Here is a 12,496-nt window from a genome sequence, read left to right on the forward strand (position 1 = left end):
CAACTCTCGTAAAACAGTTGGGCGAAGGCTTCGTTCTTCCACCGGAGCATGTCATCCCACCAGAACACTCCCGTAGAGCTACGGGCTCACAGGCCCCGGCAACCTCACAAGAACGCCGCCCACCCTCTCGCGTCGAAGAACCGTCACGCCGCGGAGCAAACCGGCGGAGAACACGCTCAGGGTCATCCACCCCCTATCGGGACCAAGGTGCTTTGGGCGTCGTAAAGATACTGCGCTTCGGCCGCTGTCAGCGCGACGTGCCGACCGGAGTCGACTCTGAAGTAAGTGTCTCCGACCTTTTCAACCGTGGTCCCGCGAGGGAGAACCGCGGCTCCAGCGGCGAAAGTCAGAACAGCGATCGCCCCAACGAGGAGAAAGCTCAATCGGAAGACCCACGACCCTTGCCAGAAGCCCACTGCGAATAGTTGGCCGATAAACGCGCTGGAAGACGGCCCCGTTTCCTCCCTCACCGCAAAATATGAGACGGCCAAGGACACCGCGAAAAGGACCCCGGCAACGATCAGAATGCCAATGTTCCCTGCCGCCGGCGGCACACCGATGAGTAGACCTGCTGCGCCGAAGCCCACCGCCACCCCATACAGCAGAACGGGGGTCCACGCGAAAACTCTCACTGCCTCACCACGCCAGGAGCTCAAGGAAGAGCGGCGAAACGTCATGCTTCGCCTAGCTTCTGAATCGCCGGGGGGAACATCCCCTTTGCGACTCCGAGCGTTCTCGGCCCCAAAAGCGTGAACATCGGGCTCTCCCAGCCGAGATTTTCGATGAATGACACAGAAATGACGTTATCGATGTATGGGTCATCAAGCGATAACCCAAGCTCCAACGTGTCCAAAAATGTCCGCAACGTCGGCGATTGGGGATCGCGCTCGTATTCATGCTCGGCCCACTCAGTGAACTCACCGAAGAGCAGGTGCGCCTGAAGGTCGCCGTTGAAATCAGCCAGATTCTCATTCACGAGGGGAAGAAGAGAAGGCACCGCAGTGGCGACCCCGAGCATCCACTCGCTCATTTGGTTGTTCATCAGTTCTCGGTCAGTTCGGCTTGCGGGCGCTGTTGGCTGCTTCGAAGCTGTCGCGGAACAGTTGGGCAAAGGCTTCGTTTCTCCACCGAACCATGTCATCCCACCAGAACACTCCCGTGGAGTCATCGGCGATGAGCTTGTTGCTGAGTCGGTTTTCCAGCACGGCCTTCAAGATCGGACCTTCAGAATGGTCGCTCGGCAGGTGATCAAGTACGTAGCGAGCCGCTACAGGAAAACAGGGGATCTCGAGCCGCTTCTGCCCGCTTGGAAAGGCGACATTGTCGAAGTGCGACCCCCGAAAGGTGACGTCTCGGAATGCGGCCTGGCTGAAGTCGATATTGCGCATCGGATAGCCGATTGAACCGTCTGAGAAGGGAGTGTTCTCGAAAAGGACATCCCGCACGTCCCCAGCAAAGGTGAGCCCGTCCAGCCGGCAGTGCCGGAACAGGCAGTCTTTGAGCTTCGCGTGGCTGAAGTCAATATCTGTCAGATCTGCGGCGTCAAACCCAGCGCCTCGCAAATCGGCCAGCCGGAAGCTCACCCCTGACCACTGATTGCGCGCATACTTCGGGCCGGTCCCCAATGACGCGTACCTCAGGTTCGCGCCGGCAAAGCTGCTGTCCACAATCGGGAACTCCCACACGCGCAGCTCCGAAAGCGAGGCACCATCAAAGACACAATCGTCGATTGTCAGCGAGAACAGGCGCATGTAATCAAGGCGTGCGCCACGAAAATCAAGTTTCGCCCAGCGCACGCCGCGAACGGTCCCCCGCTCCGACGTAGGCGAAGCGAGTTCCACATGCCGAAGCAGCAGCCCGCGCAGATCGGCGCGCCCTTGTATCGACGCCAGCTTCTTCGGGCGGCGGGATCGCCCGTGCAACCAGGCCGACACCTCCCGAGCCAGAGCGCGCCCCTCGAGGGTGTCCCACCGCTCACGTAGCTCCACCCCTGTCATGGTGCACAACCTTACGGGCTAGCGGTTGATGTTCGTAGCTGTACGCAGGCGTGAGGCGGGCCCGTCGGGACGTGCAAGACAGTCTGCTCAGCTTGCGATCGGTATGGCGACGTCCGCAACTGGCTCATCTTCCGGTCCGGTCGATGGGTCGGCGAAGTACAGTTCGCGCGCCGGCCCGCTCACCTTTGCGTCGCTCTTCTCGATCCAGGCATTCAGCGCGTCGTATGCCGCCAGCAAGTCGGGATACCGCACCTGCGCACGCGAGACCGTGATGAACGCCTCGGTGTGCGCGGGTTCGACCCGGGTCGGCAATCGACTCGCATTCACTTTGTCGGGATCCACGGGAATGCACGATTCGACCGGTCCATCGCTGTCTTCGCTCACGTCGCCGTGATAGATGACCATCGACGGGCCCGTCTGGCCGCCAACAGTTGCCGCGAGCTCGAGCTGCCTGAGCCCAGTGCGGGCAATCCAGTCTGAGAGCTCAGTGGCGCTCACGTAGGCCTGCTCGGTGAGCACGGTCTGGTCGGGCACGTTTCTGGTGGTGATGTTGTTCATGGGATAGCTGTCCTTTCCTCCGGAGAAGGTGCGGGAAAGGTGAGCGAGCAGCTGCAGCCGGCGTCGCAGCTCTGCCTCCGACTGCTCCGCATAGCGCTCGACAAGTGCCGACCGTTGCTCACGCGGCGCGTGGAGGATCTCAGCTACCACCGTCAGAGGCACACCCGATCGGCGCAGCAAGCGCACGAGGCGCGCATCCTGCAGCTGATCGAGGCTGTAATAGCGGTAGCCGGTGCCAGCGTCGACTCTTTCAGGCACGAGGATGCCATTGGCGGCATACAGCCGAAGTGCCTTCGCCGACAACCGCGATTGCCGCGCGAATGCCCCAGCACTCAACCATTCACTCATGATTCCCTCTCATGGATGGCTTTCATCCAACCTTCTCACCCAGCCTGCTGCTGGCCCCAAGGGCGAGGTCAAGGAACCGCGATCAATGCGACACTCTGTGTGTGGCTGTACCGTTCGTTCTGGCCTCGACCGCGCCTGGCGTCATTTTCGACGTCAGCGTGGTCGCGTTTGCTCTTGGCGAGGTTCAGCAGGTCCTGAGGGGTCGCCGCCGCGGCGCGGTTTCGAGCATCCGCGCGGAGCTTGTGTTCCGTTTGGTCTTCTTCGCCGGCATCGTGGCGTTGCCCCTCTGTCTCCGCCTCGTCCCTTCGGCGGACATCGGGGGGCTTCCGGTTTTCGTGATCGGCGCGGTAATCGGGTGGCTCGGGATGTTGCTGAGGTGGTGGTCGTTCGCGACCCTCGGGCGGCTGTTCACCACGGTCGTGAAGACCTCCGCCGATCAGCCCATCGTGGATCGGGGACCGTACCGATGCGTTCGGCACCCCAGCTACACCGGCCTCCTCCTGGCATGCCTAGGTTTCGGCCTGATGCTCGGCAACTGGGCTGGCGTGATCACGTCGGTGGTGCTGGTCCTCGCCGCCGTCGTCTATCGGCTGCGAGGCGAGGAACAGGCACTCATCGAAGCTCGGGGCTCGGCGTATCTGGACTACGCGAGGGGTCGCGCGAGGCTCCTCCCCTTCATCTGGTAGCCCGCAGGTTGGCGCGACTGTCATCGGCAACGCTCGTGACAGAATGTGGCACGTGGTGAAGCTCGCACGCAGACCGGGGATGGGGCGGCTCGAGGCCTTCAGCGACGCCGTCCTCGCCATCGTTTTGACCCTGCTCGTGCTCGAACTCCTACCAGACGGCGCGCAATCGCCGCAGGAGTTGTTCCAGAACTGGCCGACGTACTTAGCGTTCTTCGCAGCCTTCCTCACCGTCGGAGTCGTCTGGTTGAATCACAACGAGGCAGTCTCCCGAATCCGCCGGGCCGATCCGATCGTGCAGGTGTTGAATCTGGGGCTGCTGCTCGGCGCATCCCTCATGCCCTGGCCCACCGCCCTCATATCAGCAGCGCTGAAGGAAGGGGATCGGACAGACCAGATCGCTGCGATCTGCGTCTTCGCGATCGTCACGATCCTCATCAGCGTCCCCTGGTTGGTTCTCGACAACTATCTGATTCGCCATCGCGAACTGTTGGGCTCGGCAACCGACGTTCCCTGGATGCGGGCCCACGCTCGAATGTCCATAGCAACGTTGCTCGCTGCCGGAATCAGCGTCGCTCTCGCCTTCGCGTCGCCCCTCGCGTCGCTCGTCCTTTACATCATTGTTGTTGCAGCCTTCCTTGCAGTCCGGCTCCGAGAACAGGTGACCAAACCGTCCCAGCTCCACCCCGAATGAACGTGGCGGGGGTCGGCGCGGACGCGCTTCATTGTGCAGCGTCACAAAGTATTTCTCGAACAACAGCGGGATCGAGGCGGTTCTGCTCCAGCCAGCAGTGGAAGCGGGTGACCGAGGTTGCCGGTGGAGAACCGGTGAAGTCGAGTCCTGCAGCGGCGAGCCTGCTCCGCACTACCTCCTGAGCTCGACGACGTCGCAGGTAGCCGAACGGACTCGAGTAGGCCAAAGCGAGAAGCACCGCCAGCGCGACCCAGCCGAACGCCACGTCCATCCGCGGGAGCCACCCCAACAACCCGGCAACCGCTCCGACGGCTACGACTCCGCAGAGGACGGCCTGCGCGCGGATCAACGTCGTCGCTGTCGAGAGCTGGGAACCCAGCCTCTCCCCCACATAGTCAGCCCAGGACTTCGATGACATTTCGGCTGCCAGCCTAACCAGGAAGGCCGCGGAAGATCGCGCTCATGATGGCCAGAGCAGATTGACGAGTACGCCTATCGCGATCAGCGCGAGGATGGCGAGCATGCTCCATACCGGTGCCCTACCGCGCGCCCATGACATGGGGCGCCTGTACCACGCCAATATGACCGGCTCGCCGACCCAGGTCTCCCCGTTGTAACGGAGCCAGAATTCAGCGTTCGGCTCCGGGTATTGGTAGTACGACGGGACGGGCGCATCAGGGGTAGGGGGCACCCCGATGTCGTCACGCAGCACCACCAGCCGCTCGTCTCCCGGCTGCCCTACGCGACCAGCTCGGCGTACTCGGGGTGCTTCCTCAGGAACGTGCGCACGACCGGGCAGCCGATGGTGACACGTGCGCCTTCCGCGCGGATGGTGTCGAGGACGCGGCGGATCAGCTCCGAGGCGACGCCCTGGTGGCGGAATTCGGGGAACACCGACGTGGCGATGAGGGTCACGACGTCGCCGCTGCGCTCGTAGGTGATGCCTCCGATGAGGGTGTCGCCGCTGACGGCCTGGTAGCTGCCCTCCGCCTCGTTGTTCACGACGAAGAAGTCGATTCCGGTGGTCTCCGGCTGCGGCGCCTGCACCTCGTCGATGAGGGCGTGCTGGGTCTCGCTCAAGAAGCCCGCTCCATCCGGGTATCCGGCCTCGTCGGGGTATTCGAATCCGTCCGTGTTGTCGTTCATCGGGGCATCCTTTCCGCGTCGCTCGCGCACGTCGCCACGCTCATTCTGCCTCCCCTCGACCGCTTTGGCACCGCCGTCGAGTCCACGAATTCTGCACGCGACACGCCGATCAGGCGTGCAGAATTCGTGGACTCGACGGTGGGGTAGGAGGACTACAGTCGGGGGTCCGAGGGATCAGGAGCGAGCATGGCACGCAGCACGACGGGGGCGGACGCAGCCCACCCCCTCTACATTCTGGCGATGGACCATCGGGACTCGCTGGCCAAGCAGGTTTACAAGATCACCGACGAACCGTCGGCCGAGCAGGCCGCCGCCATCGCCGCCGACAAGATGCTCGTCTTCGAGGGGGCGGAGGCCGCACGGCAGCAGCTGCCGACCGAGGGCGAGCCGGGCATCCTCGTCGACGAGCGGTACGGCGCGGCCGTCGCACGAGCGGCACGCGAGCACGGCTTCACCCTGATCATGCCGATCGAGCGCTCGGGCCGCCCCTTCTTCGAGCTCGAGTTCGGCGACTTCGGGAGCTCGGAGTGGCTCGACCACGTCGACGAGTTCGACCCCGACTTCGTGAAGGTGCTGGTTCGTGACAACCCGGAATTCGGCGCCGACGACCGACGGCTGCAGCAGGAGCACCTGGCGCAGGTCATCGGCGCCCTCCACGAGGCCGGGCGACGGTTGATCGTCGAGTTGCTCGTCCCGGCCACCGGCTCGCAGGATGCGGCGGGTGCCGAGAACTATGACCGCTCGGTCCGCCCGTCCCTGACGGCGCAACTCATTCGCGACTTCCACCAGGCGGGCGTGGAGCCGGACATCTGGAAGCTGGAAGGGTACGAGACGGCTGAGGCGGCAGCATCCGTGTCAGCCACAGCACGCGAAGGGCAGCGGGACTCCGTGCGCTGCATCGTCCTGGGGCGCGATGCGGCCGAAGACCGGCTGGACCACTGGCTCAGGACGGCAGCCCCGGTGGATGGCTTCGCCGGTTTTGCGATCGGGCGCAGCATCTGGGAACAGCCCCTGATCGACCAGCTGGCGGGAAGGATCGACGCGGACGGGCTCCGGCACCGGGTCGCCGAATCCTTCCGTCAGTACGCGGACGTCTACAGCGCTGCCGCCCACCGCCCGACGTGATTTCCGACACTTCCGCCCCACCGTCGAGTCCACATATTCTGCACGCGACACGCCGATCGGGCGTGCAGAATTCGTGGACTCGACGGTGGGGCGGGGGGAGCTCGGCGTTAGGCGGCTACACCTGCGGTGCCTGCGTGAGGCGGTAGGAGGCGATGAAGGTTGCGCCGTAGAGCGCCGCTGCGGCCAGGAAGCCGGTCGCCATCACGTACGACGCCCAGTCGCTGCCCGTGATCATGGTGCCGACGCCGGCGAGGAAGGTGATGATGATCACGACCAGCCCCCACACCGCCAGACGCTCGCCGACGCCCGCCTTCCTGGCTGCGAGGAGCAGCCGCACCGCCACCACGACCAGGCCGATCGCGATCAGGATGTGCAGGATGAGGATGATCGTGTCGACGACGACCACGAAGGTTCCTTCCGGTTCACCGATCAGGTTGGCGGCCATCCCGAGCAGGAACTGGACGGCCAGAGCACTGAGCGCCTCCCGGGATCGCCGGCGAAGGCTTTCCGAAGCACTCCCGGCGGCGGTGGATGCGGTCATGGTCGCTCCTCTTCTCGGCACGGCTACTGCGTCGCCGTCATTCTGCTCCCCCGGGCGCCCAGCGGATAGGTCCGCCACGCCTCAACCCTCGGCGATCAGTGCCACCCCCTGCGCCTCCAGACGGCCCGCTGTCGGCTCACCTGTGAGCAGGTCGGTGCCCTGCTGGTCCAGGACGACCGTCTCATCGGAGTGGTTGATCGCCACCAGCACGTCGCCGCGGCGCACGAATTCCACGCCGGGCACCTGTGGCAGCCGGTCGACGCCCGCCGCGGTGAGCACACGGTCCAGGAACGCCGTCAGGGGCACCTGATCCAGCCGCGTCGCGACGTACCAGGCTTCGCCAGAACCACGTGCGTGGCGCGTGACGGCGGGATGCCCGTCCAGCGCGCCCCCGACGAACGTGGCTTCCACCTCCGCGGAGTCGACCACGACGTACTCCCCCCACTCCGAGGCGGTGCCGTCGCCTCCGACCACGTCGCCGCGAACGTGGAGCGCGGGCGCTCGTCCCGCGCCGACCGCGGCGAGATCCGGGGCCGCCGGAGGGGCGAACTCCTCGACCCGAACACCGAGCGTCTCCCGCAGCGCACCGAGGTACCCGCCGGTCCTGGCGTGGAGGTCCTTGTCGAGGATGCCCGTGAGGTGGCCGACGACGAGGGCGCCTCCCCCGGCGGCGTACGCGTCCAGCGCGGCGAGCTGCTCGTCGCTCGCGACGAACAGCGACGGCACGATCACCGTCCGGTACGGGGTGAGGTCGCCGGTCGCCTGGACGAAGTCGACCGTCACACCGGCCGCAGCTGCTCCGAGGTACCAGGAGAATACCTCGTGGACGTACTGGACCTTCGTCGGCGACGCCGGCTGCTCGATCGCCCACCAGGAGTCCCAGTCGAAGACGATCCCCACCTGAGCGGTGACCGGCTGCCCGAGAAGGGCATCCGTTCCCGACGGCGCCCGCAGTTCGGCGCCGAGCTGCTCGACCTCCCGGAAGATCCGGGTGTCCGTTCCGCCGTGCGGCACCATTCCGGCGTGGAACTTCTCCGCCCCGGCGACCGCCTGCCGCCACTGGAAGAAGAGGATGCCGTCCGCGCCGCGCGCGACGCACTGGTACGACCACGCGCGCATCTGCCCGGGGAGCTTGGCCGCGTTGCGTTCACGCCAGTTCACCGCGCCGGGCGACTGCTCCATCAGCAGCCACGGCTTGCCACCGCCGAGCGAACGCATCAAGTCGCGCTGCATCGCGGCGTATGCCGGTGACAGCGGGTCGGCCGGGTCCGGGTACGAGTCGTCCGACACGATGTCGACCTCCTGCGCCCACGCCCAGTAGTCCGCCGCCTTGAAGAACCCCATGAAGTTGGTGGTGATCGGGATGCTCGACCGTGAGCGGATGATCTCGGCCTCCGCCCGGAAGCACGCGAGCAGCTCGTCGGAGCTGAAGCGGTCGAAGTCGAGCACCTGGGTCGGATTCTTGAACGTGGGCGCGGAGCGGGGCGGGAGGATCTCGTCGAACCCGGCGTAGTGCTGCGACCAGAAGGCGGTGCCCCAGGCCTCATTGAGCCGCTCGATCGTCCCGTACTTCTCCTCCAGCCACGACCGGAACGCTGCCGCCGACGCGTCGCAGTAGCAGTGGCTGACATGGCACCCGTACTCGTTGTTGACGTGCCACAGCACGAGCGCCGGATGGTCGGCGTAGCGTTCGACGATCGCCGTCACGAGTCGCGCCGCATACCGCCGGTACACCGGCGAACTGGGGCAGTACGCCTGCCGGCTTCCCGACCAGAGTGTCACGCCCTCCGCGGTCACCGGCAACATCTCCGGGTGCTTCAGCGCCAGCCACGGCGGCGGCGACGCGGTCGCGGTGGCGAGGTCGACGCTCACCCCGCCGGCGTGCAGGAGGTCGAGCACCTCGTCCAGCCAGTCGAAGTCGAATTCGCCCTCGCGCGGTTCGATCCGCGCCCAGGAGAAGATGCCGACGGACGCCAGGTTGACCCCGGCACGGTTCATGAGCTGCACATCCTCGCGCCACACCTCGGCCGGCCACTGCTCGGGGTTGTAGTCGCCGCCGTACCAGAATCCACTCACTCTTTGACACTCCCGCTCGCTAGCCCGGTCGTCCAGTATCGCTGAAGGAAAAGGAACGCGATGACCAGGGGGATGATGGACACGAGCGAACCCGTGATGACGACGGAGAACAGCGCCTGCGAGCCGCCGCCGGCCGCACTCGTCGCCTGCTGCTGCGCGAGGCCGACGGTGAGCGGGTAGAGCTCGGAGCTGTTCAGCATGATCAGCGGCAGGAAGTAGTTGTTCCAGGTGCCGACCAGGGCGAATAGGAAGACCGTCACGATCCCGGGCCCGAGCAGCCGCAGCCCCACCTGCCAGAAGATCCGGAACTCGCCGGCCCCGTCGACCCGGCCCGCCTCGATCATGGAGTCCGGGATGGCGTCCGCTGCGTACACCCGCATCAGGAACACCCCGAACGGGCTCACCAGGGATGGCACGATGACGGCAGCCGGGGTGTTGGTGATGCCGAGCTGGCTGAACATCAGGTAGGTCGGCAACGCCAGCGCGGTGAGCGGGATCATGATCGCCCCGAGCACGACGCTGAACATCACGATCGCTCCGGGGAAGCGGTACTTGGCGAAGGCGTAGCCCGCCATCGTCGCCAGAAGCGAGGCGCCCACGGCGCTCACGACAGCGTAGATGAGTGTGTTGATCGCCCAGTGCAGGTAGATGCCGTTCTGCACCGTGAAGACCGCGCCGATGTTGGTGAACAGGTCGAACGAGCGGCCGAAGGCGAACCCGAACGTGCTGAACAAGTCGGCATTGCTCTTCGTCGAGGCGATGAACAGCCAGACGATCGGCAGCAGGAAGTACAGCGCGCAGATCCAGAGCAGCACCGTCAGCAGCGTGCTGCGCTGGTGCTCACGGTTGTAGCTTCTCGTCGGGCCGCGTCCGCGGCCACGACGAGGCGCCGTACCGGGGATGGCAGCCGGACTGCGGGTGGTCGCGGTCTCAGTCATTGCGGCGTTCCTTCCGCTGGGTGGAGAGCTGTACGACGTACGACACGACCGCGATCACCAGGCCGAGGAGGAAGGCGATGGCTGCTGCATAGTTGACGTCCTGGTTGGTGAACGCGAGGTTGTACGCGTAGTAGTTGGGTGTGTATCCGTTGTCGATCACGTTCGGGGCTATGGCGTGCAGGAGGCTCGGCTCATTGAAGAGCTGGAACGTGCCGATGATCGAGAAGATCACGGTGAGGATGATGGCCGGCCGGATGCCCGGGATCTTGATGCTCCAGGCGACCCGCCACTGGCTGGCGCCGTCGATCTCCGCCGCCTCGAACAGCTCCGTCGGAATCGACCGGAGGGCCGCGTACATGATGATCATGTTGTAGCCGACGAAGGCCCAGGTGACGATGTTCATCATCGAGCCGAGCATGTTCTGAGCGCTCAGCAGATCGGGGGCGCCGAGCCCGATCGCCCGGAACGCCTGAGCGATCGGACCGAAGTCGTTGCCGTACAGGTAGCCCCACATCAGTGTGGCGACGACGCCGGGCACGGCGAAGGGCAGGAAGATCAGCAGCCGCAGGGCGACCGATCCGCGCACCCGCCCGCTGTCCAGCGCGAGGGCGAAGAACAAGGACAGCACCAGCATGATCGGAACCTGGATGACCAGGAACAGCCCCATGCGCCCGACACCGGCAAGGAAGTCGGGGTCCGTGAACGCGCGAAGGTAGTTGGCGAACCAGGCGAACGTCTGGCCGCCGATCAACTGCGTCGTGAACAGGCTCAGATAGCCGGAGTACAGCAGCGGCAGGAGCAGCATCACGATGAAGACGATCATGAACGGGGCTACGAACAGATAGGCGGCGATGTTCAGCCGTCGCTGGTTCGCGCTGCGCCTGGGCCGCGGTCTCTCGGCGCGCTCCTGCGACCGCACCCGGGCGGGTGCGACGGACTGGGTCATGGTGAACTCCCTTGTTCGAGCCGTGCGCTGCGCCGGCGGCGGGGTCGCCCCCGCCGCCGGCTCAGGTCCTACTTGTTGACGGAGAAGCCCTGCTGGGTCCCGTAGTTGACGAGCGCCTTCTGCCACGCGTCCAGCCCGGCCGAGAGGTCGCCCTTCGCCGCGAGCGCCTTGCCCATCGTCTCCGTGTAGCTCGAGTAGGCGTAGTCCATGTAGGGCAGCCAGTCGAACTTGGTGTCCACCGTGGTGGAGATTCCGGCGAAGAGCTCATTCACCTTCTGGCCACCGTAGAACGGAGCCTGCTGGTCGACGAACGCCGGGTCCTTCAGCGTCGCATTCAGCGTCGGGAAGAGGAACTGCTTGTTCGCGAACATCAGGGTGGATTCCGGATCGTTGTTGATGAACTTGGCCAGTTCGTACGCAGCGATCGGGTTCTTCGTCGTCTTCAGCACGGCGTCGGAGGATCCGCCCCAGTTTCCGGAGGCCGGCTTGGCTCCCGGAGTCTGCGGCAGCGCAGCCGCGCGCCAGAGGCCCGACGTCTTGGCCGCCGTGCCCTGTAGGAACACGGGACCCCAGGCCGCGGTCAGCCACCCGGCGTACTTGCCGTTGGCGAGACCCTGATACCAGCTGTCGGTGAAGTCGGGATCCGTCGAGATGTACCCCTTCTGGATCAGGCCCTGCCAGTACGTGGCCACTTTCTTCGCCTCGGCACTGTTGACATCCACCGTGACGCCCTTCGCGCCGTCGTAGCCGAACGGCTTGACACCGGCCTGCCAGAGGAGGCCCAGCATCTGGCCGGCCTGACTCGACGCCAGGTTGGACATGAACACGCCGGTCTTGTCCTTCACGGCAGCCGCGTCGGTGGCGTACTCGTCCCAGGTCGTCGGCGGCGAGGTGACCCCGGCCTTCTCGAGGATGTCGTTGCGGTAGAGGTTGCCCATCGGGCCGGAGTCCTGCGGGACGGCGTAGATGGCATCCTTCTGCTTCACCTGGTTCCACACCCACGGCACGTACTGATTACTCAGGTCGCTCGCGCCGTACGGTGCGAGGTTGAGCAGGCTGTCCGTGACCGTGAACGAGGAGATGTACTGGAACTCGATCTGGGCCACGTCCGGCGCGCCCTTGCCCGCCTTCAGTGCGGTGCGCAACTTCTGGTAGTGCGGTGCTCCCTGTCCGACGTTCTCGACGTTGACCTTGATCGCCGGATACTTCTTCTCGAAGAGGGCGACCTCGTTCTTGATGTCGGGGACCCAGGTCCAGAAGGTGAGCGTCGTCGGGGTCTTCATCGCCTTGTCGATGTCGGACTGCGAGACCGGCTTCGAGCTGTTCGCCGAGCCTCCTCCGCCTCCCGTGCAACCCGCCAGCGCCAGGGCGACGGCGAGGAGGCCGGTGCCCAGCGCCACTGCTGTTCTCGGTGCTTTCTTCCTCATGAGCGTTCTCTTTCTCT

At 65.2% G+C, this 12,496-nt stretch carries 14 protein-coding genes; 3 read left to right on the plus strand and 11 right to left on the minus strand.

The window, feature by feature from the left end; all coding sequences use genetic code 11:
* Positions 1 to 182 precede the first annotated feature (182 nt).
* The 4 genes from AB4079_RS00685 to AB4079_RS00700 all read right to left on the minus strand — a co-directional run bounded on the left by AB4079_RS00685 (position 183) and on the right by AB4079_RS00700 (position 2,903).
* Complete coding sequence (locus AB4079_RS00685; RefSeq protein ID WP_441785351.1) at positions 183 to 677, minus strand: hypothetical protein; 495 nt, start codon at positions 675 to 677, stop codon at positions 183 to 185.
* Positions 674 to 1,030, minus strand: coding sequence for a DUF7674 family protein (locus AB4079_RS00690; protein ID WP_441785352.1), 357 nt, complete (start codon positions 1,028 to 1,030; stop codon positions 674 to 676). Before AB4079_RS00690 ends, AB4079_RS00685 begins: the two co-directional genes overlap by 4 nt.
* A 22-nt stretch (positions 1,031 to 1,052) precedes the next feature.
* Complete coding sequence (locus AB4079_RS00695; RefSeq protein WP_441785353.1) at positions 1,053 to 1,997, minus strand: pentapeptide repeat-containing protein; 945 nt, start codon at positions 1,995 to 1,997, stop codon at positions 1,053 to 1,055.
* A gap of 87 nt (positions 1,998 to 2,084) precedes the next feature.
* On the minus strand, positions 2,085 to 2,903 hold the full coding sequence (locus AB4079_RS00700; RefSeq protein ID WP_441785354.1) for a MerR family transcriptional regulator: 819 nt from the start codon (positions 2,901 to 2,903) through the stop codon (positions 2,085 to 2,087).
* A 101-nt stretch (positions 2,904 to 3,004) separates the two neighbouring features.
* Here AB4079_RS00700 and AB4079_RS00705 point away from each other — a divergent pair, with 101 nt between their 5' ends.
* Entirely contained in the window at positions 3,005 to 3,589 is a 585-nt protein-coding gene (locus AB4079_RS00705; protein WP_441785355.1) for a methyltransferase family protein, read from the plus strand.
* 52 nt (positions 3,590 to 3,641) lie between these two features.
* Positions 3,642 to 4,280: a TMEM175 family protein gene (locus tag AB4079_RS00710; protein WP_441785356.1), complete on the plus strand. Its 639-nt coding sequence runs from the start codon at positions 3,642 to 3,644 to the stop codon at positions 4,278 to 4,280.
* Positions 4,281 to 4,308: 28 nt separating this feature from the next.
* Here the strand turns inward: AB4079_RS00710 and AB4079_RS00715 are convergent, their stop codons facing one another.
* Together AB4079_RS00715 and AB4079_RS00720 are read right to left on the minus strand one after the other, a co-directional pair.
* Positions 4,309 to 4,698, minus strand: a complete 390-nt coding sequence (locus tag AB4079_RS00715; protein WP_441785357.1) for a hypothetical protein — start codon at positions 4,696 to 4,698, stop codon at positions 4,309 to 4,311.
* Between the two features lie 320 nt (positions 4,699 to 5,018).
* Complete coding sequence (locus tag AB4079_RS00720) at positions 5,019 to 5,426, minus strand: GNAT family N-acetyltransferase (RefSeq protein ID WP_441785358.1); 408 nt, start codon at positions 5,424 to 5,426, stop codon at positions 5,019 to 5,021.
* A 186-nt stretch (positions 5,427 to 5,612) separates the two neighbouring features.
* On the opposite strand from AB4079_RS00720, the gene AB4079_RS00725 reads away from it, so the two are divergent.
* On the plus strand, positions 5,613 to 6,551 hold the full coding sequence (locus AB4079_RS00725; RefSeq protein ID WP_441785359.1) for a 2-deoxy-5-keto-D-gluconate 6-phosphate aldolase domain-containing protein: 939 nt from the start codon (positions 5,613 to 5,615) through the stop codon (positions 6,549 to 6,551).
* 115 nt (positions 6,552 to 6,666) lie between these two features.
* Here AB4079_RS00725 and AB4079_RS00730 read toward each other — a convergent pair whose 3' ends face one another.
* The 5 genes from AB4079_RS00730 to AB4079_RS00750 all read right to left on the minus strand — a co-directional run bounded on the left by AB4079_RS00730 (position 6,667) and on the right by AB4079_RS00750 (position 12,479).
* Complete coding sequence (locus AB4079_RS00730) at positions 6,667 to 7,092, minus strand: hypothetical protein (RefSeq protein ID WP_441785360.1); 426 nt, start codon at positions 7,090 to 7,092, stop codon at positions 6,667 to 6,669.
* 81 nt (positions 7,093 to 7,173) lie between these two features.
* Entirely contained in the window at positions 7,174 to 9,168 is a 1,995-nt protein-coding gene (locus tag AB4079_RS00735) for a beta-galactosidase (protein ID WP_441785361.1), read from the minus strand.
* Positions 9,165 to 10,106 carry a carbohydrate ABC transporter permease gene (locus AB4079_RS00740; RefSeq protein ID WP_441785362.1) on the minus strand — a complete coding sequence of 314 codons (942 nt, stop codon included), beginning with the start codon at positions 10,104 to 10,106 and terminating at the stop codon, positions 9,165 to 9,167. The genes AB4079_RS00735 and AB4079_RS00740 overlap by 4 nt, the downstream gene beginning before the upstream one ends.
* A complete protein-coding gene (locus AB4079_RS00745; protein WP_441785363.1) occupies positions 10,099 to 11,052 on the minus strand; it encodes a carbohydrate ABC transporter permease in 954 nt (317 codons plus the stop codon). Before AB4079_RS00745 ends, AB4079_RS00740 begins: the two co-directional genes overlap by 8 nt.
* 68 nt (positions 11,053 to 11,120) lie before the next feature.
* On the minus strand, positions 11,121 to 12,479 hold the full coding sequence (locus tag AB4079_RS00750; RefSeq protein ID WP_441785364.1) for an extracellular solute-binding protein: 1,359 nt from the start codon (positions 12,477 to 12,479) through the stop codon (positions 11,121 to 11,123).
* Between the last annotated feature and the right edge of the window lie 17 nt (positions 12,480 to 12,496).

It is taken from the genome of Leifsonia sp. 2MCAF36, assembly GCF_052115525.1.
Lineage (GTDB): Bacteria > Actinomycetota > Actinomycetes > Actinomycetales > Microbacteriaceae > Leifsonia.

Coding starts and splice junctions, on each gene's coding strand:
- AB4079_RS00695 (WP_441785353.1), bottom strand. CDS start 1,997: ATGACAGGGGTGGAGCTACGTGAGCGGTGGGACACCCTCGAGGGGCGC.
- AB4079_RS00745 (WP_441785363.1), bottom strand. CDS start 11,052: ATGACCCAGTCCGTCGCACCCGCCCGGGTGCGGTCGCAGGAGCGCGCC.
- AB4079_RS00690 (WP_441785352.1), bottom strand. CDS start 1,030: ATGAGCGAGTGGATGCTCGGGGTCGCCACTGCGGTGCCTTCTCTTCTT.
- AB4079_RS00740 (WP_441785362.1), bottom strand. CDS start 10,106: ATGACTGAGACCGCGACCACCCGCAGTCCGGCTGCCATCCCCGGTACG.
- AB4079_RS00720 (WP_441785358.1), bottom strand. CDS start 5,426: ATGAACGACAACACGGACGGATTCGAATACCCCGACGAGGCCGGATAC.
- AB4079_RS00715 (WP_441785357.1), bottom strand. CDS start 4,698: ATGTCATCGAAGTCCTGGGCTGACTATGTGGGGGAGAGGCTGGGTTCC.
- AB4079_RS00730 (WP_441785360.1), bottom strand. CDS start 7,092: ATGACCGCATCCACCGCCGCCGGGAGTGCTTCGGAAAGCCTTCGCCGG.
- AB4079_RS00725 (WP_441785359.1), top strand. CDS start 5,613: ATGGCACGCAGCACGACGGGGGCGGACGCAGCCCACCCCCTCTACATT.
- AB4079_RS00685 (WP_441785351.1), bottom strand. CDS start 677: ATGACGTTTCGCCGCTCTTCCTTGAGCTCCTGGCGTGGTGAGGCAGTG.
- AB4079_RS00750 (WP_441785364.1), bottom strand. CDS start 12,479: ATGAGGAAGAAAGCACCGAGAACAGCAGTGGCGCTGGGCACCGGCCTC.
- AB4079_RS00700 (WP_441785354.1), bottom strand. CDS start 2,903: ATGAGTGAATGGTTGAGTGCTGGGGCATTCGCGCGGCAATCGCGGTTG.